Source organism: Enterobacter sp. WCHEn045836 (assembly GCF_003965585.1).
Classification (GTDB): Bacteria; Pseudomonadota; Gammaproteobacteria; order Enterobacterales; family Enterobacteriaceae; genus Enterobacter; species Enterobacter dissolvens.
In genome coordinates, this window is the sequence record NZ_RXPT01000027.1 from 23,988 (window position 1) to 48,931 (window position 24,944).

21 protein-coding genes are annotated in these 24,944 nt (G+C 53.2%); 7 read left to right on the forward strand and 14 right to left on the reverse strand.

Features of this window, described 5'->3' with window-relative positions; genetic code table 11:
• Position 1: 1 nt before the first annotated feature.
• The 5 genes from EKN38_RS24085 to dcp form a co-directional block, all read right to left on the reverse strand.
• Complete coding sequence (locus EKN38_RS24085) at positions 2-1,210, reverse strand: MFS transporter (RefSeq protein ID WP_126522934.1); 1,209 nt, start codon at positions 1,208-1,210, stop codon at positions 2-4.
• Positions 1,211-1,410: 200 nt separating this feature from the next.
• Complete coding sequence (locus EKN38_RS24090; protein WP_014831745.1) at positions 1,411-3,993, reverse strand: EAL domain-containing protein; 2,583 nt, start codon at positions 3,991-3,993, stop codon at positions 1,411-1,413.
• Between the two features lie 211 nt (positions 3,994-4,204).
• Complete coding sequence (asd, locus tag EKN38_RS24095) at positions 4,205-5,323, reverse strand: aspartate-semialdehyde dehydrogenase (RefSeq protein WP_014831744.1); 1,119 nt, start codon at positions 5,321-5,323, stop codon at positions 4,205-4,207.
• Between the two features lie 332 nt (positions 5,324-5,655).
• Entirely contained in the window at positions 5,656-6,459 is an 804-nt protein-coding gene (locus tag EKN38_RS24100) for a DUF6694 family lipoprotein (RefSeq protein WP_126522936.1), read from the reverse strand.
• A 221-nt stretch (positions 6,460-6,680) separates the two neighbouring features.
• The gene (gene dcp / locus EKN38_RS24105) at positions 6,681-8,714 is read right to left on the reverse strand and encodes a peptidyl-dipeptidase Dcp (RefSeq protein ID WP_126522938.1); all 2,034 of its coding nucleotides are present in this window, start codon (positions 8,712-8,714) and stop codon (positions 6,681-6,683) included.
• Positions 8,715-8,857: 143 nt separating this feature from the next.
• Between dcp and ydfG the strand changes: the two genes are divergently transcribed.
• Both ydfG and EKN38_RS24115 read left to right on the forward strand, forming a co-directional pair.
• Entirely contained in the window at positions 8,858-9,604 is a 747-nt protein-coding gene (ydfG, locus tag EKN38_RS24110) for a bifunctional NADP-dependent 3-hydroxy acid dehydrogenase/3-hydroxypropionate dehydrogenase YdfG (protein WP_014831741.1), read from the forward strand.
• A gap of 91 nt (positions 9,605-9,695) precedes the next feature.
• Complete coding sequence (locus EKN38_RS24115) at positions 9,696-10,382, forward strand: GntR family transcriptional regulator (RefSeq protein ID WP_126522940.1); 687 nt, start codon at positions 9,696-9,698, stop codon at positions 10,380-10,382.
• A gap of 34 nt (positions 10,383-10,416) precedes the next feature.
• On the opposite strand, the gene EKN38_RS24120 is transcribed toward EKN38_RS24115, so the two are convergent.
• A complete protein-coding gene (locus EKN38_RS24120) occupies positions 10,417-10,848 on the reverse strand; it encodes a universal stress protein (protein WP_050859638.1) in 432 nt (143 codons plus the stop codon).
• Positions 10,849-11,137: 289 nt separating this feature from the next.
• On the opposite strand from EKN38_RS24120, the gene ydfZ reads away from it, so the two are divergent.
• Positions 11,138-11,341, forward strand: coding sequence for a putative selenium delivery protein YdfZ (gene ydfZ, locus EKN38_RS24125; RefSeq protein ID WP_014831738.1), 204 nt, complete (start codon positions 11,138-11,140; stop codon positions 11,339-11,341).
• A 43-nt stretch (positions 11,342-11,384) separates the two neighbouring features.
• Here ydfZ and EKN38_RS24130 read toward each other — a convergent pair whose 3' ends face one another.
• The 7 genes from EKN38_RS24130 to EKN38_RS24160 form a co-directional block, all read right to left on the reverse strand.
• The gene (locus EKN38_RS24130; protein WP_014831737.1) at positions 11,385-12,848 is read right to left on the reverse strand and encodes a mannitol dehydrogenase family protein; all 1,464 of its coding nucleotides are present in this window, start codon (positions 12,846-12,848) and stop codon (positions 11,385-11,387) included.
• 224 nt (positions 12,849-13,072) lie between these two features.
• The gene (locus EKN38_RS24135) at positions 13,073-14,611 is read right to left on the reverse strand and encodes an MFS transporter (protein WP_014831736.1); all 1,539 of its coding nucleotides are present in this window, start codon (positions 14,609-14,611) and stop codon (positions 13,073-13,075) included.
• Between the two features lie 27 nt (positions 14,612-14,638).
• Positions 14,639-16,045 (reverse strand): glucuronate isomerase, encoded by a 1,407-nt coding sequence (uxaC, locus tag EKN38_RS24140; protein ID WP_014831735.1) that lies wholly within the window; start codon positions 16,043-16,045, stop codon positions 14,639-14,641.
• On the reverse strand, positions 16,042-17,427 hold the full coding sequence (locus EKN38_RS24145; RefSeq protein ID WP_043951621.1) for an MFS transporter: 1,386 nt from the start codon (positions 17,425-17,427) through the stop codon (positions 16,042-16,044). Before EKN38_RS24145 ends, uxaC begins: the two co-directional genes overlap by 4 nt.
• Before the next feature lie 73 nt (positions 17,428-17,500).
• Entirely contained in the window at positions 17,501-18,520 is a 1,020-nt protein-coding gene (locus tag EKN38_RS24150; protein WP_014831733.1) for a Zn-dependent oxidoreductase, read from the reverse strand.
• A gap of 14 nt (positions 18,521-18,534) precedes the next feature.
• Complete coding sequence (manD, locus tag EKN38_RS24155) at positions 18,535-19,749, reverse strand: D-mannonate dehydratase ManD (protein WP_014831732.1); 1,215 nt, start codon at positions 19,747-19,749, stop codon at positions 18,535-18,537.
• Between the two features lie 111 nt (positions 19,750-19,860).
• The gene (locus EKN38_RS24160; protein WP_014831731.1) at positions 19,861-20,187 is read right to left on the reverse strand and encodes a YnfA family protein; all 327 of its coding nucleotides are present in this window, start codon (positions 20,185-20,187) and stop codon (positions 19,861-19,863) included.
• Positions 20,188-20,340: 153 nt separating this feature from the next.
• Between EKN38_RS24160 and EKN38_RS24165 the strand changes: the two genes are divergently transcribed.
• Together EKN38_RS24165 and speG are read left to right on the forward strand one after the other, a co-directional pair.
• Positions 20,341-20,679, forward strand: coding sequence for a DUF1283 family protein (locus EKN38_RS24165; protein ID WP_013096793.1), 339 nt, complete (start codon positions 20,341-20,343; stop codon positions 20,677-20,679).
• Positions 20,679-21,236, forward strand: coding sequence for a spermidine N1-acetyltransferase (gene speG / locus EKN38_RS24170; protein WP_013096794.1), 558 nt, complete (start codon positions 20,679-20,681; stop codon positions 21,234-21,236). Before EKN38_RS24165 ends, speG begins: the two co-directional genes overlap by 1 nt.
• A gap of 17 nt (positions 21,237-21,253) precedes the next feature.
• Here the strand turns inward: speG and EKN38_RS24175 are convergent, their stop codons facing one another.
• Positions 21,254-21,964 carry a YnfC family lipoprotein gene (locus tag EKN38_RS24175; protein ID WP_014831730.1) on the reverse strand — a complete coding sequence of 237 codons (711 nt, stop codon included), beginning with the start codon at positions 21,962-21,964 and terminating at the stop codon, positions 21,254-21,256.
• A 105-nt stretch (positions 21,965-22,069) separates the two neighbouring features.
• On the opposite strand from EKN38_RS24175, the gene EKN38_RS24180 reads away from it, so the two are divergent.
• Positions 22,070-22,363, forward strand: a complete 294-nt coding sequence (locus EKN38_RS24180) for a DUF1161 domain-containing protein (protein ID WP_014831729.1) — start codon at positions 22,070-22,072, stop codon at positions 22,361-22,363.
• 146 nt (positions 22,364-22,509) lie between these two features.
• Positions 22,510-24,944 (forward strand): selenate/tellurate reductase subunit YnfE (gene ynfE, locus EKN38_RS24185; protein WP_148103713.1); only part of this gene is annotated, 2,435 nt, incomplete at its 3' end.

The window sequence follows — 24,944 nt, forward strand, 5'->3', positions numbered from 1 at the left end:
GCTACGCCCCGTTCGGGGAGCTGTCGGTCTGCCAGCTCCGCTGAGCAAAGCGCCACCAGAGCAGCACCGCCACCAGCGCAATGGCGCTCAACACACTAAAAGCCGTCGCAAAAGAGTAGTGTCCGGCGATCGTCCCGGTTAACGCGGGGCTCATCGATGCGCCAACACCCTGCATCAGCATCACCACGCTCTGCCCGGCATTGACGTGCCCGCTTCCGCGCAAAAGTACCACGATAAATGACGGCACCACCACGCCCAGGATCCCGGCGGCAAGACCATCAAGAATTTGTACCGGGATCATCATAAACGGTGCATCGGTGGAGGCCGCCAGCGCCGCGCGTACCGGCATGATTAACAGCGCCAGCATGATAAAGCGCCAGTAACCGTAGCGATCGATTCGCCTGGAAACCCAGATAGCCACCGGGATCATCACCGCCTGCGAAATAATGACCGTCGCCGCAGCGAACACGCCGGGATTAACGCTGGCAGGCGCGGCGGCGACCCGCATGCTGAGCATCGGCAACAGGGCCGCATTCGCCAGATGGAACAACAGCAGCGTCAGCCCGGTCACGAAAAGTGCCCGATTTTTTTTCAACACCGCAAAACCCGGCACCGGCTGATGCTCTGAGGTGTTCAGCCCGCGCGCGGCATCGTTGTCGATATCCTTATTGCGTATCGCCAGCAGCGAACAGAGCGTTAACAGCGTCGTACAGGTCATCAGCAGGAAGATCCCGCCAATGCCCCAGTACCAGGCAATGCCTCCGGCAATCAGTGCCGTGAGGAAATTTCCGGCGTGATTGAAGGCCTCATTTTTGCCCATCTGCGTGCTAAACCCGCTCTGCCCCGTCAGCCCCAGGGTGATCCCGGTGATAAGCGGCCCCACGAACGCCGCACAGATCCCGGTGACAATTTGCGAAACCGCAACGACCCCACTCTGCTGGCTAAACCAGAGCAGCAGCGTACTCAGGGTGATCAGCAGGCAGAGCAGCGCCAGAACCGAACGTTTGTTTTTGGTGGTGTCGGTGATAAATCCCGCTGGCAGCGTGGCCAGGAGTCCCGCCAGACCACCGGCGGTCATCAGTAAGCCGATGTCATCCGGCGTCCAGTGGCGCTCCGTCAGGAAGATACCGAGAAAAGGGCCGAGACCGTCACGGACGTCAGCGATAAAAAAACTCGTCAGGCACAACGCCCGCAGTGAACGAAGAGACATACTTCCTGCCTTTTGTCGGGATGGCTGGCTCGGTTAGCGGCGGCCTGAATCTCAAGTTCGCCCGGAAATCAAAACGTTGAGCCAAGTTTATCAGCCAGACGTCAGAGCGAAAACTACGCGATTTGATTACAGGCACGCCGGGTAATGCTGCGCTTACCCGGCTAACCGGATCAGCAGGGCCAGGTAAGCAGCATTTATCCTTAATAAATTACGTGGTTGGTTTTTAGATTTAAATCTGCAATGGCCGCCGGTTTGCCGAGTAAATATCCCTGGACTTCGTCACACTTATTTTTCTTCAGGAACGACAATTGTTCTACGGTTTCGACACCTTCTGCGGTGACCTCCATAGAATAGGCTTTACCCAGATCGATGATCTTCTCGACCACCGACTGGTTCTGTGTCGAATCCCCTAAGGAAAAAATAAAGCTTTTATCGAGTTTTAACCCGTCAAACTGAAACTTACGCAGATAGCTCAGAGAGGCATAGCCGGTACCGAAATCATCAATCAGAATGCGTACCCCCATTTTTTTGAGCGCCTTCATGGTCTGCAACGTTTTCTCTGGATTAGAGAGCGTGACATTTTCAGTCACCTCTATTTCCAGCCGGGTAGGCTCAAGCCCGGTTTCATCAAGAATAGCTTTTATTCTTTCGGCGAGATCGCTTGCCTGGAATTCAATGGCTGAAATATTGACTGAAACCGAAAGCCCCGGCAGTTTTTCATGCGTCTCAGTACAGGCCTTACGAATGACCCAGTTGCTGAGGTTGATGATGAGCCCCGTTTCTTCAGCGAGTGGAATAAACTGATCGGGCATCATGTTTCCGCGTTCAGGATGCTGCCAGCGAACCAGGGCTTCTACGGCGTCGATGCGTGAATGTCTGAGGTTATAACGCGGCTGATAAACCAGATAGAGTTGGTCTTCCCGAATTGCGGTCTTCAGCGCTAATTCCAGCTTTCTGCGCTCGGTCAGCTTTTCCGACATATCCTGACGATAATAGACCCATCGGTTCCGACCGGATTGTTTAGCCTGATAAAGCGCAATATCAGCATAGCGTAAAAGGTCGTTTGCACTGGTACTGTCCTGGGGAGCCAGAGCAATGCCCATGCTGACGCCGATGGTCACATCATTACCATCAATGGTGAACGGACGGTTGAGTTCTTGCACGATGCGATGACACACCTCTTCTATGTGGTCCAGATGCCGGGTGTTGTCGAGAAGCAGCATAAATTCATCCCCGCCCTGCCGGGCGACAAAATCACCGCTACGAATACAGGCTTTAAGACGTAAAGCAACCTCACCAAGCAGGGCATCACCTGTGGAATGGCCAAAAATATCATTCACGGGTTTAAACTTATCTAAATCCATGCAAATCATGGCAAAGGGGAAATGGTGAAGATCTTCTTTCGCCAGCTGCCCCGTAAGGAATTCCTTAATATGATATCGGTTGGGAAGCCCCGTTAATTCGTCATGGCGTGACAGGAATTCAACACGTTTGGTGGCTTCAACTTCCAGAGAGACATCGGATGCAGCGCCCCGTAAAACCACCGTGCCATCAGGCTGAGAAGAAAATTTTGCCAGAAGTGTGCAATAAGAAGTGGCATTTTGATAGTTGGTATAAGGGCAATGCTTAAATTCGAAGCGTCCTGATAATTCCCGGCGCCTGACACACGGATTTAATACATCTTTGGTCGAAGGAAAAAGTTCATCCAGGCTGCGCCCTATCCATTGACTCTCATCATATCCCGTTACAGTCGAAAAACGCCCTGATAACCAGGTGATCGTTAACGCTAAATCGGTTTCCCAGAACCAATCGCTGGTTGTTTCACTGACATCCCTGAATCGTTTTTCGCTAATAATCAGATTCAGCCGTGCCTGCTCAAGGAGAAAGATATTTTCGTCATGGATTTTCGCCTTGTGCATAATATGGCGCATCAAAATAGCCGTCAGCGCAAGCGTCAGGAGAACGGAAAGAATGAGCAAGGGTAAAAAATAAATGATCAATGCCTGACCGGGATTTTCACTCTCCCAGATAATATGTACAGCACCCTTTTGGGTATTTAATGTTAATTCAGTCGGATTATTTGCCTGGGAAACGGTGTTGAAGGGCAAAGCGCGAACATTTTCGATACCCGCATCGCGTCCAATCGCGAGAAGTTTCTTAGCCGTTAACTTGTCTATAAACAGCATGGTTGAAGGCTTACCGGGCAAGGGTTGAACACTCGCATCATCACCCGTCGTGATCCAGGCCGCAGAAACAATGGCGGGTACGGAGTCGATAAGCGTTAGCGTGGACACCGGCAACCCATTATTCATACGCATTTCACTGAGTAACTGCTCTTTTGTGGCGTGATCTATCCAGCGTTGCAGATCTTCACGCTTCAGTTTTCCGTCAAGTACGCTGTAAAGGGAGGCGCCATCCGGGGACAGCACGAACACGCCTTCGTAGCCAAAGTTATCGTACAGGGACTTACCCAGGTTCTGTTTATCCCATGCCCAGTTTATGTCGATTTTTTGATGAAGGTGATTGTAGGCATCACCCCACTCAGCATAATCTTTCAAATGACTACGCACGTTTTCCTGACGGCTGTCTAACGCCTTTCTTAACAAGAATTCATCATGCTTGTCGCCGATTTTATTCACATTGTTTTTTATGATTAGCAACGAAACTATCGCTGCGATGAAAATACATATCAACAGCGTAACAATATAGGTAAATGTTTTATTTATCAGTCCTTTAGAATGCTCGCTATCCGTAAAGCCAGGGGTCTTCTGAGGTATGGTCATTCTTCGCCTTCTTAACTGCGATTACGTCATTTTTTTGTGCCATCCTCAGTTATCGGCAAAAAAAAACAAAATTTTATAGCGAAGCCCCCTTAAGCGAAACAAACTTTATTTTACAAGCCAGATCAAATTATTGCGCATTAATTTATATAAAAAACCGGGCTGCCCGCCCGGCTCTGTTTCCAGCCAATAATGATTCTCTGGTATAACCCAATTATACTCTGTTAAGCAGAATATTTAGCATACGCCGTAACGGTTCCGCGGCCCCCCATAATAGTTGATCCCCAACGGTCAATACCGAGTAAACAGGATCATTATTTAGCGCCATTTTTTTATAACGCCCTACGCCAACCTCAAGCGTGCCGCTAATATGTGCGGGAGTCAGCTGGCTGACGCTGGCCTCTTTATTATTAGGAACGTATTTTACCCAGGGATGAGCGTCGCTTACTATTTTGGCAAATTCAGCTTCATCCACTTCACGTTTCAGCTTCATCGTAATCGCCGCACTATGGCACCTGATAACACCAACACGAATGCACAGACCATTAACCGGGATGGTACCTTTTTTCAGGCCAAGGATTTTATTTGTTTCTGCTTCACCCTTCCACTCTTCGCGGCTATTGCCATCCCCCAGGTCGCTATCAATCCAGGGAATGATGCTCCCCATCAGCGGCGCGCCAAAATTCTCAACAGGCAAGTCACTGCTGTTAATCAGTTCACTGACTTTATTAACCAGAGGAAGCACCGAGTTTGTGTTTTCCAGTTCGTCGCGGGTTAAATTTCGGGTGACAAATGCACTTTGGGCGATCAACTCGCGAACATGCTTTGCACCCGCCCCAGACGCTGACTGATAGGTCATCACGCTCATCCATTCAATGAGATCAGCCTTGATCAAACCTGCGAGCCCCATCAGGCTTAAGGTGATTGAACAGTTTCCGCCTACAAAAAGTTTACCGCCCTTTTTGATGGAATCATCGATATTTTCACGGTTCACAGGATCCAGGATGATACAGGCTCTTTCGTCCATTCGCAGCGCTGATGCGGCATCGATCCAGTAACCTTCCCACCCATAATCAATTAAAGATTGATAAATTGATTTTGTATATTCACCGCCCTGGCAGGTAATGATGATATCCATTTCCACCAGCGCATCCAGGGAATAAGCATCTTTAAGTACCGAACGGACACCATTAATGACAGGCCCAGGCGCCCCAACAGAAGACGTACTAAAAAAACTGGCTGCAATATCATTAAAATCATTTTCTTCGACCATGCGTTGCAGCAATACTGACCCAACCATGCCGCGCCAACCAACAATGCCAACCTGCTTCACGGGTTTACCTCAATGACGTTACAAAAGGGTTAAGAGAGGTAAAGTTTATAACCCGTTAAATCCCGCGCGTCATTCTTTATTTTACTCGTTTTTGCAATAATAAGAATGTTTAATAAGGGGTTAGCGAAACTGATGAATATTGTGTTTGTGTTCAAGCCAAAAAAAAATAGATATCTTTAATTAGGCTGTTTAAAACGATTTTATGCCCCGGGGAAACATAAAGTCATAGTTATCAGCGAAGCCGATGCCCACACCGATGCGCCGTTTGCAACGCCACCTTTCCTCAACGCATAAAAAACCCGCCGGTTGGCGGGTCGGTTAGTCTTTAAAGATCAGAGATTTTTTTTCTTCAACTCTTCAAGCCTGCTGTTATCTTCCTCAGTGAACATTGTTGCATCATACAACGCCTGATTATCAGTACCGTCCACTCTTACGAGTGTCACAGTCAAAACAGCGTCTTTTGGGGCATAAAGTACACCCCATTCAGAATTCTTAGGGGGGGCAATAGCCCATGTGGCTTCTTCATTTGGCTTAAGCCCCTCAGGAATATCATAGAAAAAATTACTTACCAGCCATGGTACTGAGTATCCCTCGCTTGCCATCACTCCGTGCAGGTACGCTCTGGAGATAACGGTATCAGTATTATTTTTAACAACCAGTCTAATTACGGGTTGTGGCTTACCGTCTTGCTCAGGCTCCATGGTAAATCTGGATGATAAAACCTGGATTTTCATCAACTCTTTTTTAGCCACGTCGGCGTCAGCTTTTTTCTGTTCCAGCGCTTTGATTTCCTGAGTCATCTTTTCTTTTAACTTCATCTCTCTCTCAGCAGTGACTTGCTGTGCGTAAGAGATTATTTCTTCACCCGTCTTACCAGACAGGCTTTCGCGCATCTTTTTGCTTATCTCTTCGTTATCATTATTTGAAGTGGAACGCATCAGGTCAGCCATATTGATGTTACTGAATGCCACAACCTTTAAGGCGCTATCGAATTCCTCCCGTTTATTTTCCGGAAGTGAATCTCTGACTTTGGCTATCGAGGATTTCATTGCAGCATCAGTTGAAGAATCCATTTTGGGTTTATCGCACCCGACGAGTAAGCAAGAAAGTAATAACACACCAATAATTTTCTTCATGTTCCTGTTCCATCAGTAAAAAATTAAGATTAATCCTACCAGAGTTTGACCATACGACAAAATCTACTTGTGCATGTTATTGGAAATTTGTTGCATACCAGACGAAACCCTTAGCTTTGACTGCTTCGCCAGTGCGGAGCAAAATTAGAGGCGTTTTCGAGAAGAGAAATTGGACAAAAAAACCGGGCTTCCGCCCGGTCCTGTTTAAGCCAAAAATGACGCTACTCGCTCAGCCCGCGATTCTCCAGCATCGGCTCAATCTTCGGATTGTGCCCGCGCCAGTTTCGGTACAGTTCAGCTAAATCCGTGCTGTTCCCGCGCGACAGAATCGCCTCGCGGAATGTTTGCCCGTTTTCACGGGTTAAGCCGCCCTGCTCGACAAACCACTGATAGCCATCGTCCGCCAGCATCTGTGTCCACAGGTAGGCGTAATACCCCGCCGCATAGCCGCCGCCGAAAATATGCGCAAAGTAGCTGCTGCGATAACGTGGCGGTACGGCGGGCAGATCCAGCCCCTCTTTTTGCAACGCTGCCTTTTCAAATTCCTCTACGCCCGAAACGGCCTCGCTGATGCCGTGCCAGTTCATGTCCAGCAGCGCGGCGCTGAGCGTTTCCGTCATGTCATAGCCTTTGTTGAAATGCGTCGCGTTGAGCATGCTCTCGCGCAGCGCGTCCGGCATGGGTTCGCCGGTCTCGTAATGGCGGGCATAGTGGGTAAATACCTGCGGATGGCGGGCCCAGTGCTCATTGATTTGCGACGGAAACTCCACAAAATCACGCGGGGTATTGGTACCGGACAGCGTGGCGTAGCGCTGACTGGCAAACAGACCGTGTAGCGTGTGACCAAACTCGTGGAACAGGGTGATCACGTCATCCCAGGAGAGGAGCGCAGCACCGCCGTGACTGGGTTTTTGATAGTTACAGACATTGTAGATAACCGGTCGGGAGGCAAATTCATAAGATTGCTCAACGAAATTCCCCATCCACGCTCCGCCATGCTTTGAGTCACGGGCAAAGAAGTCACCGTAGAACAACGCCATGCCTTCCCCGGTATGGTCGAAAATTTCCCACACGCGGACGTCCGGGTGATAAACCGGAATGTCGAAACGCTCAACGAAGCGAATGCCAAACAACTGGCTGGCCGTCCAGAACACCCCATCATGCAGTACGTTATTCAGTGCAAAGTACGGCTTGATTTGCGCCTCATCCAGCGCATATTTCGCCTGACGCACGCGCTCGGCGTAAAATGACCAGTCCCAGGCCTGCACGGTGAAACCACCCTGTTCGTCATCGATCACTTTTTGAATATCGGCCTGCTCACGTGCCGCCCTGTCGCGCGCCGCGGGGACAATTCCGCGCATAAAGGTCAGCGCGGCCTCAGGCGTTTTCGCCATCTGGTCGCTGATACTCCAGCTGGCAAAATCATCAAACCCCAGTAGCTGCGCCTGGCGCGCGCGTAAGGCAGTGAGACGAAGGATCAGCTCGCGGGTATCATTTTCATCGCCTTTCTGCGTACGCAGCCAGCCCGCGTTGAACAGGTTTTCACGGGTCTGTCGATTGCGAAGCAGTGAAAGCGCAGGTTGTTGGGTGGTGTTCAGGAGGGGGATTAGCCAGCGATCCTTCAGCCCTTTATCGGCGGCGGCCTGAGCAGCCGTGGCGATCTCGTCCGCACTTAAACCCTCAAGCTGATGAACATAATCCACCACCAGCCCACCTGCATTATCGGCGGCCAGAAGACGCTGGTTAAACTGGCTGATAAGTGATGCCGCTTCTGTGTTCAGGGCTTTCAGTTCAGCTTTTTCGTCATCATTCAGACGCGCCCCGGCCAGCACAAAGCGTTGGTACGTCACTTCGACCAGCCGGCGGGACTCTGCATCCAGCGCCGCACGATCCTGCCAGACGCTTTCGACGCGGGAGAATAGCGTATCGTTGAGCCAGATATCATTTGCCAGCGCGGCTAATTCAGTCGAGAACTGTTCCTCCAGCTCCTGTAAGCGGGCATTGGTGTGCGCCGACGTCATGGCGAAGAAGACACTGCTGACGCGCGCGAGCATGGCACCGCTTTTTTCCAGTGCCAGTACCGTGTTGTCAAAATCGGGGGCTACCGTTTGCGCGACGATAGCGTCAATATCTGCCCGCTTCTGGCGCAGGGCTTCATCAAACGCCGGGCGATAGTGGCTGTCGTTGATTTCATCAAAACGCGGGGCCTGATAAGGCAGCAGGCTAATGTCAAAAAAAGGATTACGGGTTGACATCTTTTACTCCTGGTAACGGTTAACTTTCCCAGAGTAGGCCAGGCCGCCGTTGACCGCAATGCGGTCATACAAATGTTGCCTTAACGCACCCTCTCAGGGCGTGCTATGTTAGTACAACACAAAAAGCGTTGAGGAACAGTGAGATGATTATTTTAGTTACCGGGGCAACGGCAGGTTTTGGTGAAAGCATCACGCGTCGCTTCGTCGCCAACGGGCATAAGGTGATTGCAACCGGTCGTCGTCAGGAGCGTCTGCAGGAGCTGAAAGAGGAGCTGGGTGACAACATCCTGACCGCGCAGCTGGACGTGCGTAACCGTGCCGCCATCGAAGAGATGATTGCCAATCTTCCTGCCCAGTGGCGTGCCATCGACGTGCTGGTCAACAACGCCGGTCTGGCGCTGGGTCTGGAGCCTGCCCATAAAGCCAGCGTTGAAGACTGGGAAAACATGATCGACACCAACAACAAAGGTCTGGTGTACATGACCCGCGCCGTGCTGCCAGGCATGGTTGAGCGCAATCGCGGTCATATTATCAATATTGGCTCGACCGCCGGGAGCTGGCCATATGCGGGCGGCAACGTTTACGGTGCGACCAAGGCGTTTGTGCGCCAGTTCAGCCTGAACCTGCGTACCGATCTCCACGGCACCGCCATCCGCGTCACGGATATCGAGCCGGGCCTGGTGGGCGGTACCGAATTCTCGAACGTACGCTTCAAAGGCGATGACGCGAAAGCGGATAAAACCTACGAGAATGCCAACGCGCTGACGCCGGAAGATGTCACCGAAGCGGTCTGGTGGGTTGCGACGCTGCCAAAACACGTCAATATCAACACCGTAGAGATGATGCCTGTCAGCCAGAGCTTTGCCGGACTGAGCGTCCATCGTGGCTGACTCTGCCCTTCCCGGCCTGCGGGCCGGGTCTGTATCAGGGTATAAAAGAATGGTAGTATGTTCAGGCTAACTCTCTGAGAAATGACAACTCATGGCCGCTGAATCGCAACTCAATCCCACCCAGCCCGTTAACCAGCAAATCTATCGCATTTTACGACGTGATATTGTGCATTGCCTGATCCCGCCTGGCACGCCGCTCTCCGAAAAAGAGGTATCTGTGCGTTTTGACGTTTCCCGTCAGCCCGTGCGTGAGGCGTTTATCAAGCTTGCCGAAAACGGCCTGATTCAGATCCGCCCGCAGCGCGGCAGCTATGTGAATAAAATATCGCTTTCTCAGGTCCGTAATGGCTGTTTTGTCCGGCAGGCCATTGAGTGCGCGGTAGCGCGTCGTGCGGCCAGGCTGATTAATGACAACCAGTGTTATCTGCTGGAACAGAACCTGCATCAGCAGCGTATTGCCATCGACCGTAAACAGCTTAACGATTTCTTTCAACTGGACGATGAGTTTCACCAGAAGCTGGCGCTAATTGCCGATTGTCAGCTGGCCTGGGACACCATTGAAAATATAAAAGCCACCATCGACCGTGTGCGTTATATGAGCCTCGACCATGTCTCTCCGCCGGAAATGTTGCTCCGACAGCATCATGATATTTTTAGCGCGCTGGAAAAACGCGACCCTGACGGTGTGGAAAAAGCGATGACTGTCCATCTGCAGGAGATCAGCGAATCCGTGCAGCTTATTCGTCAGGAAAATAGCGAGTGGTTTAGTGAAGAGTAAAATTCGCCGCCCCCTTAACGGGCGCGGCGAGATATCAGCGCACGACCAGGACGGGAATAGTGGCGTAGCGCAGGATAGATTCGGCATTTGAACCCAACAGATGCGTGGTGATACTCGGGTTTTTTGAGCCGATAACAATCACGTCATATTCCCCTTCTTTGCTCATCCTGATAATTTCGTCGCGTACGTTGCCGAAACGCACTTCACAATCAATATCGTCCGGGGAGAGATCAAAGAGCCGGGTTAACGCCTTCATCTTTTTGCTGGATTCCGCGGTCATATACTCTTCAAACTTCCTGATATCTGCATTGAACCCGCGCAGTAACGAGCGGCTGCTGTTGGGCAGAATGTTGACCAGGGTAATCGATGCGCCTTCAGCCTTCGCCAGGTTGGCCGCATGCCGCACCGCTTTATCGCTTAAATCCATTTCAAACACATCAACAGGCATCAAAATCTTTTTATACATAAGCCTGACTCCTTATTGTTAAAAGACGTTATTTACTGCACCCAGAGTGCCATGAGAAATATAAACCCGACCTAAACGCTCACCGGCTGAAATTATCAATTAAAGAAAATAACTGTCCGCTTTGTAAATCAGTGTCGTGAACCGTCATCGCCGTACCGGAATCAACAAAAAAGTGTGAGTTTGATCAAAAACAAAAAAACGATCGCCAGAGAGGCGTATTTATAGTGCCCCGTGGACGGCACAACCTGAAATAGCGCCGTAACGGATGTGTTAGCGAGGAGAAAATACCATGATGACTTACGACCGTAACCGTAATGCAATTACCACCGGCAGCCGCGTAATGATTAACGGCACCGGGCACACAGGCGTAATTAAAGCGATCCACAGCGACGGGCTGGATGCCGCGCAGGTGCGTCGTAGCAAAACGGTGGAAGTGGAAGGATGCGAAGGTAAGTTCGAACCGATTGAACTGATTCGTTTGGGTATGCACTAACCGGTGCGACATCATGCCGCCGCGAACGGCGGCATGACATGAATTACAGCTGTGCCGCGTACTGCGCAACCGTGGCTTTCGCCCCTTTTTGCAGTAACGTCTGATACGCCGTCATGACCGCCTCAACAAAGCACGTTTCGTATGGCAGTTCCTTGCCGAAGATGGCCTCAATGCCCAGCAGGGCTTTCACCCGACTTTCCCCTTCCGCGCTCCCGTTGACCGCCGCCTGAATCACTGCCAGCTGAGGATCGCTCACCTCGATGGCGTTCCCCTGCTCATCCACCCCGCCGACATAGCGCATCCAGCCCGCTACACCCAGCGCCAGCAGCGGGAAAGGTTTCTGATGCGCCAGATGCCAGCGCACGGAATCCAGCATACGTTGCGGAAGCTTCTGGCTGCCGTCCATCGCGATTTGCCAGGTCCGGTGACGCAGGGCCGGGTTGCTGAAGCGCGCTATCAGCAGATCGGCATAGTGGCCTAAATCAACCCCTTTGACTTTCAGCGTCGGCGCCTGCTCTTTCAGCATCAGCGCGTGGGCGGCACGGCGGTAATGTTCATCTTCCATACAGTCGTTGATGTGCTGATACCCCGCCAGATAGCCAAGGTACGCCAGGAAAGAATGGCTGCCGTTGAGCATACGCAACTTCATCTCTTCAAACGGAATAACGTCGGCCACCAGCTCCGCCCCCGCCTTTTCCCACTGCGGACGTCCGGCGACGAAGTTGTCCTCAATGACCCACTGACGGAACGGCTCGCAGGCCACGCCCGCCGGATCGCGTACGCCGGTCAATTGTTCGATTTTATCCAGCGTTTCCGGCGTCACCGCAGGCACAATACGATCCACCATGGTTGACGGGAAGGTGACGTTGGCCTCAATCCACGCGGCCAGCTCCGCGTCGACCGCGCGGGCATAGGCGCAGGTGACATTGCGCATAACGTGGCCATTCTCCGGCATGTTGTCACAGGACATCACGCTAAAGGCAGGCAGCCCCGCCGCTTTGCGTCGCGCCAGCGCTTCAACCACTACACCCGGCGCAGATTTTGGCTGATGCGGGTTTTGCAGGTCGGCCGCAATCAATGGGTGATCGAGCATCAGTTTGCCCGTCGCCGGTGAGTGGCAGTAGCCTTTTTCGGTGATGGTAAGCGACACAATCGCCACCTGCGGCTCACACATCGCCGCCAGTACGGCATCCAGCCCGTCAACCTGCGCGTGCAGCGCGTTTTTGACCACGCCGACGACCCGTGATGTCCACGCGTCCGCCGACATTTCGGCCACTGTATAGAGGTTATCCTGCGCGTTCAGATCGGCAATCTGCTGCTCACCGCCAATCAGGTTCACCTCTGTGTAACCCCAGTCGCCGCCGTGTTCAGCGGCCAGAATATCGGCGTACACCGCCTGGTGTGCACGGTGGAACGCGCCAAACCCTAAATGAACAATGCGTGCCTGGAGGCTGCCGCGATCGTACTGAGGCAGCGTCGCTTTCGCCTGTAATAATCGGTTTTCCATGGTTGAGACTCGTTTAATTAAGGAAGCTGAGTTCTGCGACCGCACCTTGGCGCGCGGTCGCGCATGTTGACTACACCAGCCAGAATGGCAGTAACCCCCTGGTGCCTTGCCCACCACCATACGGGTTATGTTCAGCGGAACATTGATTTACATTAACTTTGCGCCAACTGGTGTGATATCAAAATTAAGTTGTGTGACATCTTTCAAAAAGATATGTACCACCATCACACAGGATTACGCGCCGGTTCTGCGCCAGAACGGCCAGCGGGCTCACGGCACAGCCTGTCGTAGGAATACCCCGTCAAATCTTCCACCACGCGGCGTGCTTCGGCGGAAGCCAGTTGGGGAGAACCGTTCGCTTTCAGGCGGTCCAGTTCATCCACGAAGATCTTGTGCGTACGCTTGTTCAGATGGAACGTAAATGCCTGCCACAACGCCAGGATGAGTAAGCCCGCAGTCCCGATGAACATCAGCATTGCGATGGTATGAATGGCTTCCTCCGGCTGTGTCTGGCTGCCCTTTACAAAGCCGCCATTCTGCAACAGCAGCCCCACAATAAAGGTGGCGATGGCCACGGTCGTTTTGCGGGAGAAGGTCATCACCGCCGCGAACAGCCCCTCGCGACGCTGGCGACTAACCATTTCGTCAATATCCGGGATGAACGGGAAGACGTTCCACGGCGTAAACTCCAGCACACAGCGACCGACCTGATATAACCCGGCCAGAACAACCAGCGTCGCGACGGTGTTGAGTGCCGGAATTTGATACACGGCGAAAAAGCCACCCAGGCAAAGCATCATCAGCGAGTAGGCGAACACATACAGCTTCGACGGCCCGAATTTTATGATCCCCACTCCCGCGATCAGCGTGACAGGCAGGCCGACGATACTCATCGACAGCAGTGTGCCGGCGAGCGACGAAGAGACATTCAGGCAGTAAACACAGAAGAAGACAAACACGGTGTTGTAGACATCTTTCCCGGTAAACGACAGCAGGTAGATGGCAAGGTGTTTTCTGAAAGCCCGGATTTTCAGCGTTGAACCATACTCTTTAAAGAGGCGACCAAAGGCAGCCAGCTTTTGCGTCAGCGTTCGGGGCGCCGTGCTGGTTTCAAGCTCGGCCAGCATTTCCGGGGTTAACTCGCGTTCCCAGGTCACCTTCCACGAGATAAAGACGCACACCATAAACAGGACGGCAAAAATAACGCCGTTAATCAGATAAGCATGGGCGCTGTTTTCCCCAAAATAGCCAATCAGCAGCCCCGGAATGAACGTCGCCAGGAAGGTGCCGGACGCAGAAAGGAACATGCGGCAGGTCGAAAGCTTGGTGCGCTGGTTAAAGTCTTTTGTCATTTCCGATGGCAGCGTTTCCCAGGGGATCAATACCATCGCGGCGATAATTTCAAACGCCAGATAGACTGCGAGATAAAAACCGTAGGTCATGCCATCAAGCCACAGTAACGCATAGACCAGCATTAACGGCGCGCCGATCAGCAAAAAGAAGCGTCGACGACCAAATTTTTTACCAAAATAATTTTTGTAAAAATGATCGGTAAAACTTCCCATAAACAGACTGACAATGGCATCGACAATACGCGCGATGGCGACAATGGAGGCTGCTTCAACCGGCGATAGCCCAACGAATGTCGTATAGAAAAATAATAGCCAGGCGCCGATCACGGTAAATGCACCGCCACCCATAATATCCGTTAGTCCGTAGCCAATACTAACCGGAATGGTAATTTTTTTAGCCGCACGAGACATATTTCATCCCCACTTAATGAAGTGAATTTAAAATTTGAAATAATTCTTAGCGTTGTCGTGGCAAATATTTTTAATCATCCGCGTGAGAATATCGTTATTATCAGGGACTTCTCCCCGCTCCACCCAACCGCCGATCATATTGCACAGAATGCGGCGAAAATAATCGTGACGGGTATAGGAGACCAGGCTACGGGAGTCGGTCAGCATGCCGACAAAATTCATTAACAGCCCCTGATCTGCCAGGCTGTTGAGCTGGTTTTCCATCCCGCGACGGGTGTCGTTAAACCACCAGCCGGAGCCGAATTGCATCGGTGATTTCACTCCCCGTTCTGCACTCTGAAAATTGGCGATCGTCGTCGCGACAATATCGTTGTAGCTGGGGTTGAGGTTATACAGAATGGTTTTCGGCAGTGCGTCTGCAAGGGCCATGGCATCCAGCAGTTGATTAATATTCGCAGCAAGATTGACCTGATCCGTTAGTGAATCAAACCCGGTATTTATGCCCAGGGCACGGTACATGCGGGTATTATTATTGCGTATCGCACCGAAGTGTATTTGCATGGCCCAGTCATGCTGCCGGTAATAACGCGCGAGCATGATAAAAATAGCACTGTCAAGAATCGCGCTATCCCGTGCGTTGAGATATTCACCCTGCCGTTTACGGACAAATATCGATTCCACGATACTGTCATCCGCAGCCTGAAAATGGATCTCCACGGGGCCATGATCCGAAATACGGCACCCCATATCGTGGAACCAGGCAATACGCTCGCCGAGCGCAGCAGCAAAATCGCTAAAGGCGTGAATGGATCGCCCCGTCAGCTCCGCTAATCGATCGGTAAAGTCGGCGAACTGATGCGCATCCGGCGTAAAAACGTCATCCGGGCGGAATGTCGGTAATACCTTGACGTTGAATGTTGCGTCATCGCGTAATAACTGATGGTAACGCAGGTCATCCAGCGGTGCGTCTGTGGTACAAATGACCTCCACTTTTGAGCGTTTAATCAGTTCGCGGGGCGTAAAATCAGGCTGTTGTAATAAACGATTACAGCGTTCCATTATTTCACGCCAGTTATGGCTGCCCAGCGGTTCATCACAGGAAAAATAGTGATGCAGCTCTAAATGCGTCCAGTGATAGAGCGGATTGCCATAGCTGGCGTCGACCGTTTCAGCCCACGCCGCAAATTTTTCTTCCGCGGTGGCGCTGCCCGTAATGAATTTTTCATCTATACCATTGGCGCGCATGGCACGCCATTTGTAGTGATCGCCTGCAAGCCAAAGCTCGGTAATGTTCTCCAGCGGTTTATTTTCGAAAATATCTTTCGCAACCAGATGACAGTGATAGTCAATTATCGGCAATTCTTTCGCGACGTCGCGATATAACGCAACGCCCCTGGCATTGCTAATCATAAAATTATCATTAATGAAACTCATAGCAGCGCTCCATATTTCCGTGACTCACCTGCCTCATTGTTCAGCGCCTGTGGTTCAGCCGCGTCTTGTGCTGCGCTCAAATCACGGTCGCGCACTTCCGGCATGAAAATGGCTGAAACCAGACCAATCACGGAATAGGCAATCAGCATCGCGACAATCGGCCACCAGGAGCCGGTCATGTTGCAGAAGATCCCCGCCAGCACCGGACCAAAGCCCACCGCCACCAGACCGCCCGCCTCTTTGGAGATGGCCATGCGGGTAAAGCGATTACGCGAGCCAAACATCTCCGCCATCGTGATGTTTTCCAGCGCGAACAGCCCCAGCACCGCGAAGTTATGAATGACAATAATCGAGAGCATAATGACGCCCGGCGCATAGCTTTTATCGACGATAATCGACAGCATCGGGTACGCCAGAATGATGGCGGAGACGTTGAGCAGGATATACGGCAGACGGCGCCCGACTTTGTCCGACAGCCACCCCAGCAGCGGGATAGAGATAAACCCGAGGATTGAACTTATCATCAGCGCATCGGTGGGGATCGCTTTATCAAACAGCAGCGTTTGTACCAGATACCCGGCAAGGAACGTCTGGATCAGACCGGAGTTACCCGCCTGACCAAAACGCAGCCCGGTGGCCAGCCAGAAGGATTTGCTTTTCACCATCGCCCCAAGGGAAGTATCCGGCTTCGCCACCGGTACGGCAGCTTCAGCGTCGTTCACTTTTTCGAATACCGGGCTCTCTTTCAGGTTCATACGCAGCCAGATGGCGAAGATCATCACGACGACGCTGGCCAGGAACGGCACACGCCAGCCCCATGCCACCAGTTCTTCACGATCGAGAGCAAAGAACATCACCGCCCAGATCGCCGTGGCACTCAGGGTTCCGCAGTTGGTCCCCATCGCCACCAGCGAGGAGATGATCCCGCGTTTGCCCTTTGGCGCATACTCGGCCAGCATGGTTCCCGCACCGGAGATTTCTGCCCCGGCACCCAGCCCCTGAATAATGCGCAGCGTCACCAGCAGGACCGGCGCAAAAATGCCAATCTGGCCGTAGGTCGGCAACACGCCAATCAGGGTGGTACAGATCCCCATCATGGTGATGGTAATAAACAGCACTTTTTTGCGACCAATCCTGTCGCCCATTCTGCCAAAGATAAAGGCCCCGACGATGCGCGCGATATAGCCTGCGCCGTAGGTTCCCATCGCCAGGATCAGCGCCATCGCGGCGGATTGTTCCGGGAAGAAGATCTCATGGAAAACCAATGCGGCTCCCAGCGAATAGAGCTGGAAGTCCATAAACTCCAGCGCAGTGCCCAGCCAGCCGGATACGGCAGCTTTCACCAGGTCTGAAGTCGTTCTTTGAGGTTGTGCTTGAGTCATAATGGCTATCTCTGCAAGGTAAGATGCGTACCACTCAGAGCCTGTCTGCGCAGGCTCTTAACCGCGTAAATTATTATTGGTCGAAGGTGAGCAAGACTTTGCAGCACTGCCGCTGGTCTTTCTCAAACAGTTCGATGGCGTCTGTCACGTGGTGGTAGTCAAAGGTGTGGGTAATCAGTTTTTCGGGGTCGATCAGCCCCTTCTCCAGCCAGTCGATCACAACCGGGAATTTGTTGGCATTCAGGCGCGAGGAGAATATCGACAGCTCTTTGCCGGTGATCCCCTGCTGAACAATCTGGCTCGGATCGCTGGAAAAGCCCATCAGCACGATACGTGCCGCCGGGGAAGCCAGAGCTATCGCTTCCTGCAAAATCGACGGATGACAGGCGGCATCAATAATTAACGTCGGTTTGATGCCTTTTTCTTCCAGCGCCTTGTGTAAATCGTGCTTACCGTTGTTCAGAACCCAGTCCGCGCCGCTGCGTTGCGCCATCGCCAGCCGTTCATCAATGCGGTCGACGACAATCACCTGCCTGATGTTGTAGACACCTTTCAGCGCCTGAACGGTAACCAGCCCCATCGGGCCTGCGCCATACACCAGGGCGATATCCTGTTCCGTCGGTTTTGCCTGCCCGGTGACGTTGGCAGCAATGGTGAATGGCTCAACCATCACGGCGTGTTTATCGGGAATGGCGTCCGGGATGGGCCATGCATTTTTCGCCGGTACCACGGCGTATTCCGCAAAGCCGCCGTCGCGATGCACGCCGAGCACGACCAGGGAGGTACACACGTTCGGTTTACCCACCGAGCACGGATAGCAGTGCCCACAGCTGATCACCGGATCAACGGAAACCCGCTGCCCCAGGCGTCCGGGGTCAACGCCCTCGCCCGTGGCGTCAATCACACCAAAAAATTCGTGCCCGATAACGCGCGGATATTTCGCGAAGGGGTTATGCCCGCGGTAGATATGGCTGTCGGAGCCGCAGATCCCGGCAAGTTTAATGGTGACGCGCACTTCCCCTGCCACCGGTTGCGGGAGTGGACGCTCTTCAATCACCAGCTGGTTGGGCTGTTGGATCACTACGCTTTTCATCGTTCGCTCCTCGTTTACCAGTTCCACAGCGTGCCGTCTTCCAGACGAGCCACAGGCAGGTAGGCCGGATCGTACGGGTATTTCGCGGCCAGCTTTTCGTCGAACTCAATCCCCAGACCCGGCTTGTCGCCCGGGTGCATATAGCCGTTGTCGAAGCGCCAGTTGTGCGGGAAGACTTCAAGCATCTGTTCGGAATAGCCCATATATTCCTGCACGCCGAAATTTGGCACCCACAGGTCGAAGTGCAGCGCGGCAGCGTGGCAAATCGGCGATAGATCGGACGGGCCGTGTGACCCGGTCCGCACCTGGTAGAGCGAGGCAAAGTCTGCAATACGACGCATGCCGGTGATCCCGCCCGCATGGGTAATGGTGGCGCGAATGTAGTCGATAAGCTGCTCTTCAATCAGCTGCTTGCAATCCCAGATGCTGTTAAAGACTTCACCCACGGCAATCGGCGTGACGGTGTGCTGGCGGATCAGGCGGAAGCACGCCTGGTTTTCAGCAGGCGTAGGATCTTCCATCCAGAACATGCGGAATTCTTCGATGCTCTTACCGAAACGCGCCGCTTCAATCGGCGTCAGGCGGTGGTGCATGTCATGCAGCAGATGTTCGTTGAAGCCAAATTGACTGCGCACCGCGTCGAACAGCTTCGGCGTGAAGTCGAGGTATTTCTCGGTGGACCACAGCTGCTCTTCCGGCCAGTCCCCTTTGGTAGCAGGCTCATAGGCCAGCCCTTTCCCCTTCGACATGCCGTAGGTGGTTTTCATTCCCGGCACGCCGCACTGGACGCGGATCGCCTTGAAGCCCATCTCTTTATGACGGGCGTAATCTTCCAGCACGTCGTCAATGGTGTGCCCGGTGGTGTGGCAATAGACCATCACGCCTTCGCGGGAGGCACCGCCCAGCAGCTGGTAAAGCGGCATGTTTGCGGCTTTGGCTTTGATATCCCACAACGCCATATCCACGGCGGAGATTGCCGACATGGTGACCGGACCGCGACGCCAGTAGGCGCCTTTATAGAAGAACTGCCAGATATCCTCGATACGGTGCGCATCGCGGCCAATCAGCTGCGGGCAGAGGTGGTCTTTCAGGTAAGAGGCGACGGAGAGTTCGCGTCCGTTCAGCGTGGCATCGCCAAGACCGACGATGCCTTCATCGGTCGTAATTTTAAGGGTGACAAAGTTACGCCCCGGGCAGGTGACAAATACTTCAGCCCCGACAATCTTCATAATTCCTTTCCTTCCATCGCATGTTGTGATGGGGGAAATTTACGCAACTGAGCTACTACCATACAAGTATAACGATCAAAATATACGCGGACGATCACAAAATCAGGGCGCTCAGGCGCGCCCCCAGCCAGCAACGATAATCAGCATGCCGCACAGGGCAATCAGGGCCCCGGCCCAGTCGTAGGCGCTGAGTTTTACCCCATCGACCACGCGTAACCACAGCAACGCGGTACAGACATAAACCCCACCGTAGGCGGCATAGACGCGGCCGCTGGCCGCCGGATGCAGCGTTAACAGCCAGACAAACAGCGCCAGCGCAACGCCCGCCGGGATCAGCAGGAGTACAGTTGCCCCTTTCTTAAGCCAGAGCCAGGGAAGGAAGCAGCCGATGATTTCACAGAGCGCGGTGGCAAAAAATAGCAGCGTTGTTTTGATCATATTTCATTTCGGGTGAGGATTTATTTAACCATCATACCTGATGATACCGTTTACTTTTCCATACCTGCGCCGCGGGTATGCCGTCATTTCTGTTTGGTGTAGAATCTGAACAGGGTAACGTGATTATCTGCACCGATTCAAAAAGGAAACGCTATGAGTACATTAAGCAAACGCCTTTGTCTGACCGCCGCACTGGCGCTGTCAACGCTCGCCTTCGCTGCAACGGCTACCGCCGAAACCAGCAAACTCATTATTGAGTCTGGCGATAGCGCGCAGAGCCGCCAGAACGCCGCGATGGACAAAGAACAATGGAATGACACCCGCAGCCTTCGTCAGAAGGTGAACAAGCGTGCTGAGAAAGAGTGGGACAAAGAAGATGTCGCCTTTGACGCACGTGATAAGTGTCAGCAAAGCGCAAACGTTAATGCCTACTGGGAGCCGAACACCCTGCGTTGCCTGGATCGTCGCACGGGTCGTACGGTAGCACCGTAATGCCGGGTCTTGAGGTTAAACTGCGTCCGCTGGAGCGCGAAGACTTGCGCTTCGTCCACCAGCTCGACAACAACGCCAGCGTGATGCGCTACTGGTTTGAAGAGCCGTACGAGGCGTTTGTCGAACTGTCCGATCTGTACGATAAACACATTCACGATCAAAGCGAACGGCGTTTTGTGGTGGAGTGTGAAGGCGAAAAGGCCGGGCTGGTTGAACTGGTGGAGATCAACCACGTGCATCGCCGGGCTGAATTCCAGATCATTATCTCCCCGGAGCATCAGGGTAAAGGCCTGGCCTCACGGGCGGCGAAGCTGGCGATGGACTACGGATTCAACGTGCTGAATCTGTACAAGCTCTATCTCATCGTCGATAAAGAGAACGAAAAAGCGATCCATATCTACCGTAAGCTGGGCTTTATGGTGGAAGGCGAGCTGATCCACGAGTTCTTTATCAACGGGGAATACCGCAACACCATTCGCATGTGCATTTTCCAGCACCAGCATCTGGCCGGACACAAACCGTCTGGCGCCAGCCTGCTGAAACCTACCGCGCAGTAACCTGCGCGGCTTTACTCTCAGTAGTATTCAATGGTGTTTTTTATGCTGTACTTGCGCTCAACCGCGGGTTTCACGCTGTCGTCGGTGATCGTCAGGTCGCAGCTCACCGGGTTATTGTGCCGGTCGTAATCGCAGCTCTGCTTCACGTTCCCCAGCGGTTTGTCATTCAGTAAACTCACGGCCGAGTAATCCATTCTTTTGCGCAGATCCTTCGAGGGTGTCGACTGTACGGATAAGTGCTGATCCCCGGAAACGGTGGTTTTGCCGAGCGGGTAGCCATCCGCGTCATAGCGATACTTCACTTCCATCTCTTTACCGTGCGCCGCCACAACAAACCCGTTGTCGTCGGTATCCCACGTCACACCGGCAGACGGCAGCTCGGCCAGCTGGCATTTGCCCTGCAGTTTCACTTTTCGCTGCTGGGTTTCTGCATCGATGTAGTAGTTGGCATCCAGCACCAGCGCGACGCCGGTATTCGCTTCAAGATCGTGTAGCTCAAGCGTATCAAAGCACCCTTCTGTCGACATCGTCCCGGTCACCCGTTTGGAGACCTCGCCCTTGTCGTTAAACAGCGTCTGGGTAAAGTCTTTGACCGGGCCGCGCAGCGGGTCAAAATCAAACTCATTCGAAAAACTCGCCATCTCAGGCGTGAACGACAGCGGCGCGGAATTGTTGTCGCACCCCACCAGTGTCGCGGCCAGTAGCGTTATCGCTGCGTATTTCTTCACATCATTTACCGATTCAGGGAGATTATTCCCAATCATATTAGCAAATACAGTTGTTTACACGAACCCTGCTAAAATTAATCTACACACAGAGAAAAGGAGCTACAGATGAAACGGTTACCCTGGATTACCGCCCTGCTGTTAATGAGTGCCTCTACCGCCGCGCTGGCGGCACCGGATTCCTGCGAACGTGTAAAAAGCGACATTCAGCAGAAAATCATCAACAACGGCGTACCGGAATCTGGCTTTACGCTGAACATCGTACCCAACGATCAGGCCGATCAGCCGGATGCGCAGGTCGTTGGGCATTGTGCCAATGACACCTTCAAAATTTTGTACACGCGCACAGGCAGCGGGGCTGCGTCTGGCACCCAGGAGAGTCCGCAAGGCGAACCGCAGTGATTTTTATCCCCTTTCCTGACGCCAATCCCCCTTGAATTGATGAGGATTAATATTTAATACCTCCAAATAAGTAACACTCACCCCATCATTAGCCCGGTTGTAATCACGGGCGAAAATAATACGCAAATAAAATGATGGGGTGAGTCATGTCCGATGTCGAACATCACGACGGTATAAGCCGTCGAACGCTCGTTAAATCCGCCGCGATGGGTTCTCTGGCGCTTGCCGCCGGTGGCATCTCGTTGCCGTTTGGATTGAAAAGCGCCGCTGCTGCGGTGCAAAACGCCGTACAGCCTGCTGAAGATAAAGTGGTCTGGGGAGCCTGCTCGGTGAACTGCGGCAGTCGCTGCGCGCTGCGTCTGCATGTCCGTGACGATGAAGTTTACTGGGTGGAAACGGATAATACCGGGGAGGATATCTACGGCAATCATCAGGTCCGCGCCTGTCTTCGCGGACGCTCCATCCGCCGTCGCATTAATCATCCTGACCGCCTTAACTACCCGATGAAGCGCGTGGGCAAACGCGGTGAAGGTAAATTTGAGCGCATCACCTGGGATGAAGCGCTGGATACCCTGACCCGCAGCCTGAAAAACGTGGTCGAAAAATACGGCAACGAAGCGGTGTACATTAACTACTCCTCCGGCATTGTCGGCGGCAATATCACCCGCTCTTCCCCTTACGCCTCGCTGGTGGCGCGCCTGATGAACTGTTACGGCGGCTTCCTGAGCCACTATGGCACTTACAGTACCGCGCAAATTTCCTGCGCGATGCCGTACACCTACGGCAGCAACGATGGCAACAGCACCTCCGACATCGAAAACAGCAAACTGGTGGTGATGTTCGGCAATAATCCGGCGGAAACGCGTATGAGCGGCGGCGGGATCACCTACTATCTCGAACAGGCGCGCGAACGCTCTAATGCGCGGATGATCGTCATCGACCCGCGTTATACCGACACCGCTGCCGGACGTGAAGATGAATGGATCCCGATTCGTCCGGGTACCGATGCCGCGCTGGTAGCCGGAATTGCATGGGTATTAATCAACGAGAACCTGGTCGACCAGCCGTTCCTTGATAAATACTGCGTGGGCTATGATGAAAAAACGTTGCCGGAAGGCGCGCCTGCTAACGGGCACTACAAAGCGTATATTCTCGGCCAGGGTGACGACAACACGGCGAAAACCCCGGAGTGGGCCTCGCGCATCACCGGTATTCCGGCGGATCGCATCATCAAGCTGGCGCGCGAGATTGGCTCGACAAAACCCGCCTATATCTGCCAGGGCTGGGGACCGCAGCGCCAGGCCAACGGTGAGCTGACGTCACGTGCCATCGCCATGCTGCCGATCTTAACCGGCAACGTGGGTATCAACGGCGGTAACAGCGGCGCGCGCGAATCGACCTATACCATCACCATCGAACGGATGCCTCTGCCGGAAAACCCGGTAAAAACGCAGATCTCCTGTTTTAGCTGGACGGATGCCATCGCCCGCGGCCCGGAAATGACCGCCCTGCGCGACGGCGTGCGCGGCAAGGATAAGCTGGATGTGCCAATCAAGTTCATCTGGAACTATGCCGGTAACACCATCATCAATCAGCACTCCGACATCAACAAAACCCACGATATTCTGCAGGACGAAAGCCAGTGCGAAACCATCGTGGTGATCGACAACTTTATGACCTCTTCGGCGAAATACGCCGACATCCTGCTGCCGGACCTTATGACCGTCGAGCAGGAAGACATCATTCCGAACGATTATGCGGGCAACATGGGCTATCTGATTTTCCTGCAGCCCGTCACCGCGCCGAAGTTTGAGCGGAAGCCCATCTACTGGATCATGAGCGAAGTGGCGAAACGCCTCGGGCCGGATATCTATCAGAAATTCACCGAAGGCCGGACACAGGCGCAGTGGCTGCAGTATCTGTACGCCAAAATGCGGGAGAAAGATCCGCAGCTTCCGTCCTATGACGAACTGAAAAAAATGGGCATTTATAAGCGCAAAGATCCCAATGGACACTTCGTGGCGTATAAAAAATTCCGCGATGATCCGGATGCCCATCCGCTCAAAACCCCGTCAGGCAAGATTGAAATTTACTCAAGCAAGCTGGCAGAGATTGCCGCCACCTGGGAGCTGGAAAAAGATGAAACCATCAGCCCGCTGCCGGTGTACGCTTCAACGTTTGACGGCTGGGATGCCCCGGAACGTAAAACCTACCCGCTGCAGCTTTTTGGCTTCCACTTCAAGGCGCGCACCCACTCCAGCTACGGCAACGTGGATGTGCTGAAAGCCGCCTGTCGTCAGGAGGTGTGGCTCAATCCGGTTGATGCGGCAAAACGCGGTATTCAAAACGGCGATATGGTGCGCGTGTTTAACGACCGCGGCGAAGTGCGCATTGCCGCGAAAGTCACCCCGCGTATCATGCCCGGCGTCAGCGCGATGGGCCAGGGGGCCTGGCACGACGCCAACATGAACGGCGATCGGATCGACCACGGTTCATGCATCAACACGTTGACCACCCATCGCCCGTCACCGCTGGCGAAAGGCAACCCGCAGCACACCAATCTGGTGCAGATCGAGAAGGC

Coding starts and splice junctions, on each gene's coding strand:
- uxaC (WP_014831735.1), bottom strand. CDS start 16,045: ATGAGTTTCATTAATGATAATTTTATGATTAGCAATGCCAGGGGCGTT.
- EKN38_RS24135 (WP_014831736.1), bottom strand. CDS start 14,611: ATGTCTCGTGCGGCTAAAAAAATTACCATTCCGGTTAGTATTGGCTAC.
- ydfG (WP_014831741.1), top strand. CDS start 8,858: ATGATTATTTTAGTTACCGGGGCAACGGCAGGTTTTGGTGAAAGCATC.
- EKN38_RS24150 (WP_014831733.1), bottom strand. CDS start 18,520: ATGAAAAGCGTAGTGATCCAACAGCCCAACCAGCTGGTGATTGAAGAG.
- EKN38_RS24085 (WP_126522934.1), bottom strand. CDS start 1,210: ATGTCTCTTCGTTCACTGCGGGCGTTGTGCCTGACGAGTTTTTTTATC.
- EKN38_RS24165 (WP_013096793.1), top strand. CDS start 20,341: ATGAGTACATTAAGCAAACGCCTTTGTCTGACCGCCGCACTGGCGCTG.
- EKN38_RS24130 (WP_014831737.1), bottom strand. CDS start 12,848: ATGGAAAACCGATTATTACAGGCGAAAGCGACGCTGCCTCAGTACGAT.
- EKN38_RS24120 (WP_050859638.1), bottom strand. CDS start 10,848: ATGTATAAAAAGATTTTGATGCCTGTTGATGTGTTTGAAATGGATTTA.
- EKN38_RS24090 (WP_014831745.1), bottom strand. CDS start 3,993: ATGACCATACCTCAGAAGACCCCTGGCTTTACGGATAGCGAGCATTCT.
- speG (WP_013096794.1), top strand. CDS start 20,679: ATGCCGGGTCTTGAGGTTAAACTGCGTCCGCTGGAGCGCGAAGACTTG.
- EKN38_RS24180 (WP_014831729.1), top strand. CDS start 22,070: ATGAAACGGTTACCCTGGATTACCGCCCTGCTGTTAATGAGTGCCTCT.
- EKN38_RS24160 (WP_014831731.1), bottom strand. CDS start 20,187: ATGATCAAAACAACGCTGCTATTTTTTGCCACCGCGCTCTGTGAAATC.
- EKN38_RS24145 (WP_043951621.1), bottom strand. CDS start 17,427: ATGACTCAAGCACAACCTCAAAGAACGACTTCAGACCTGGTGAAAGCT.
- EKN38_RS24115 (WP_126522940.1), top strand. CDS start 9,696: ATGGCCGCTGAATCGCAACTCAATCCCACCCAGCCCGTTAACCAGCAA.
- manD (WP_014831732.1), bottom strand. CDS start 19,749: ATGAAGATTGTCGGGGCTGAAGTATTTGTCACCTGCCCGGGGCGTAAC.
- ydfZ (WP_014831738.1), top strand. CDS start 11,138: ATGATGACTTACGACCGTAACCGTAATGCAATTACCACCGGCAGCCGC.
- dcp (WP_126522938.1), bottom strand. CDS start 8,714: ATGTCAACCCGTAATCCTTTTTTTGACATTAGCCTGCTGCCTTATCAG.
- EKN38_RS24100 (WP_126522936.1), bottom strand. CDS start 6,459: ATGAAGAAAATTATTGGTGTGTTATTACTTTCTTGCTTACTCGTCGGG.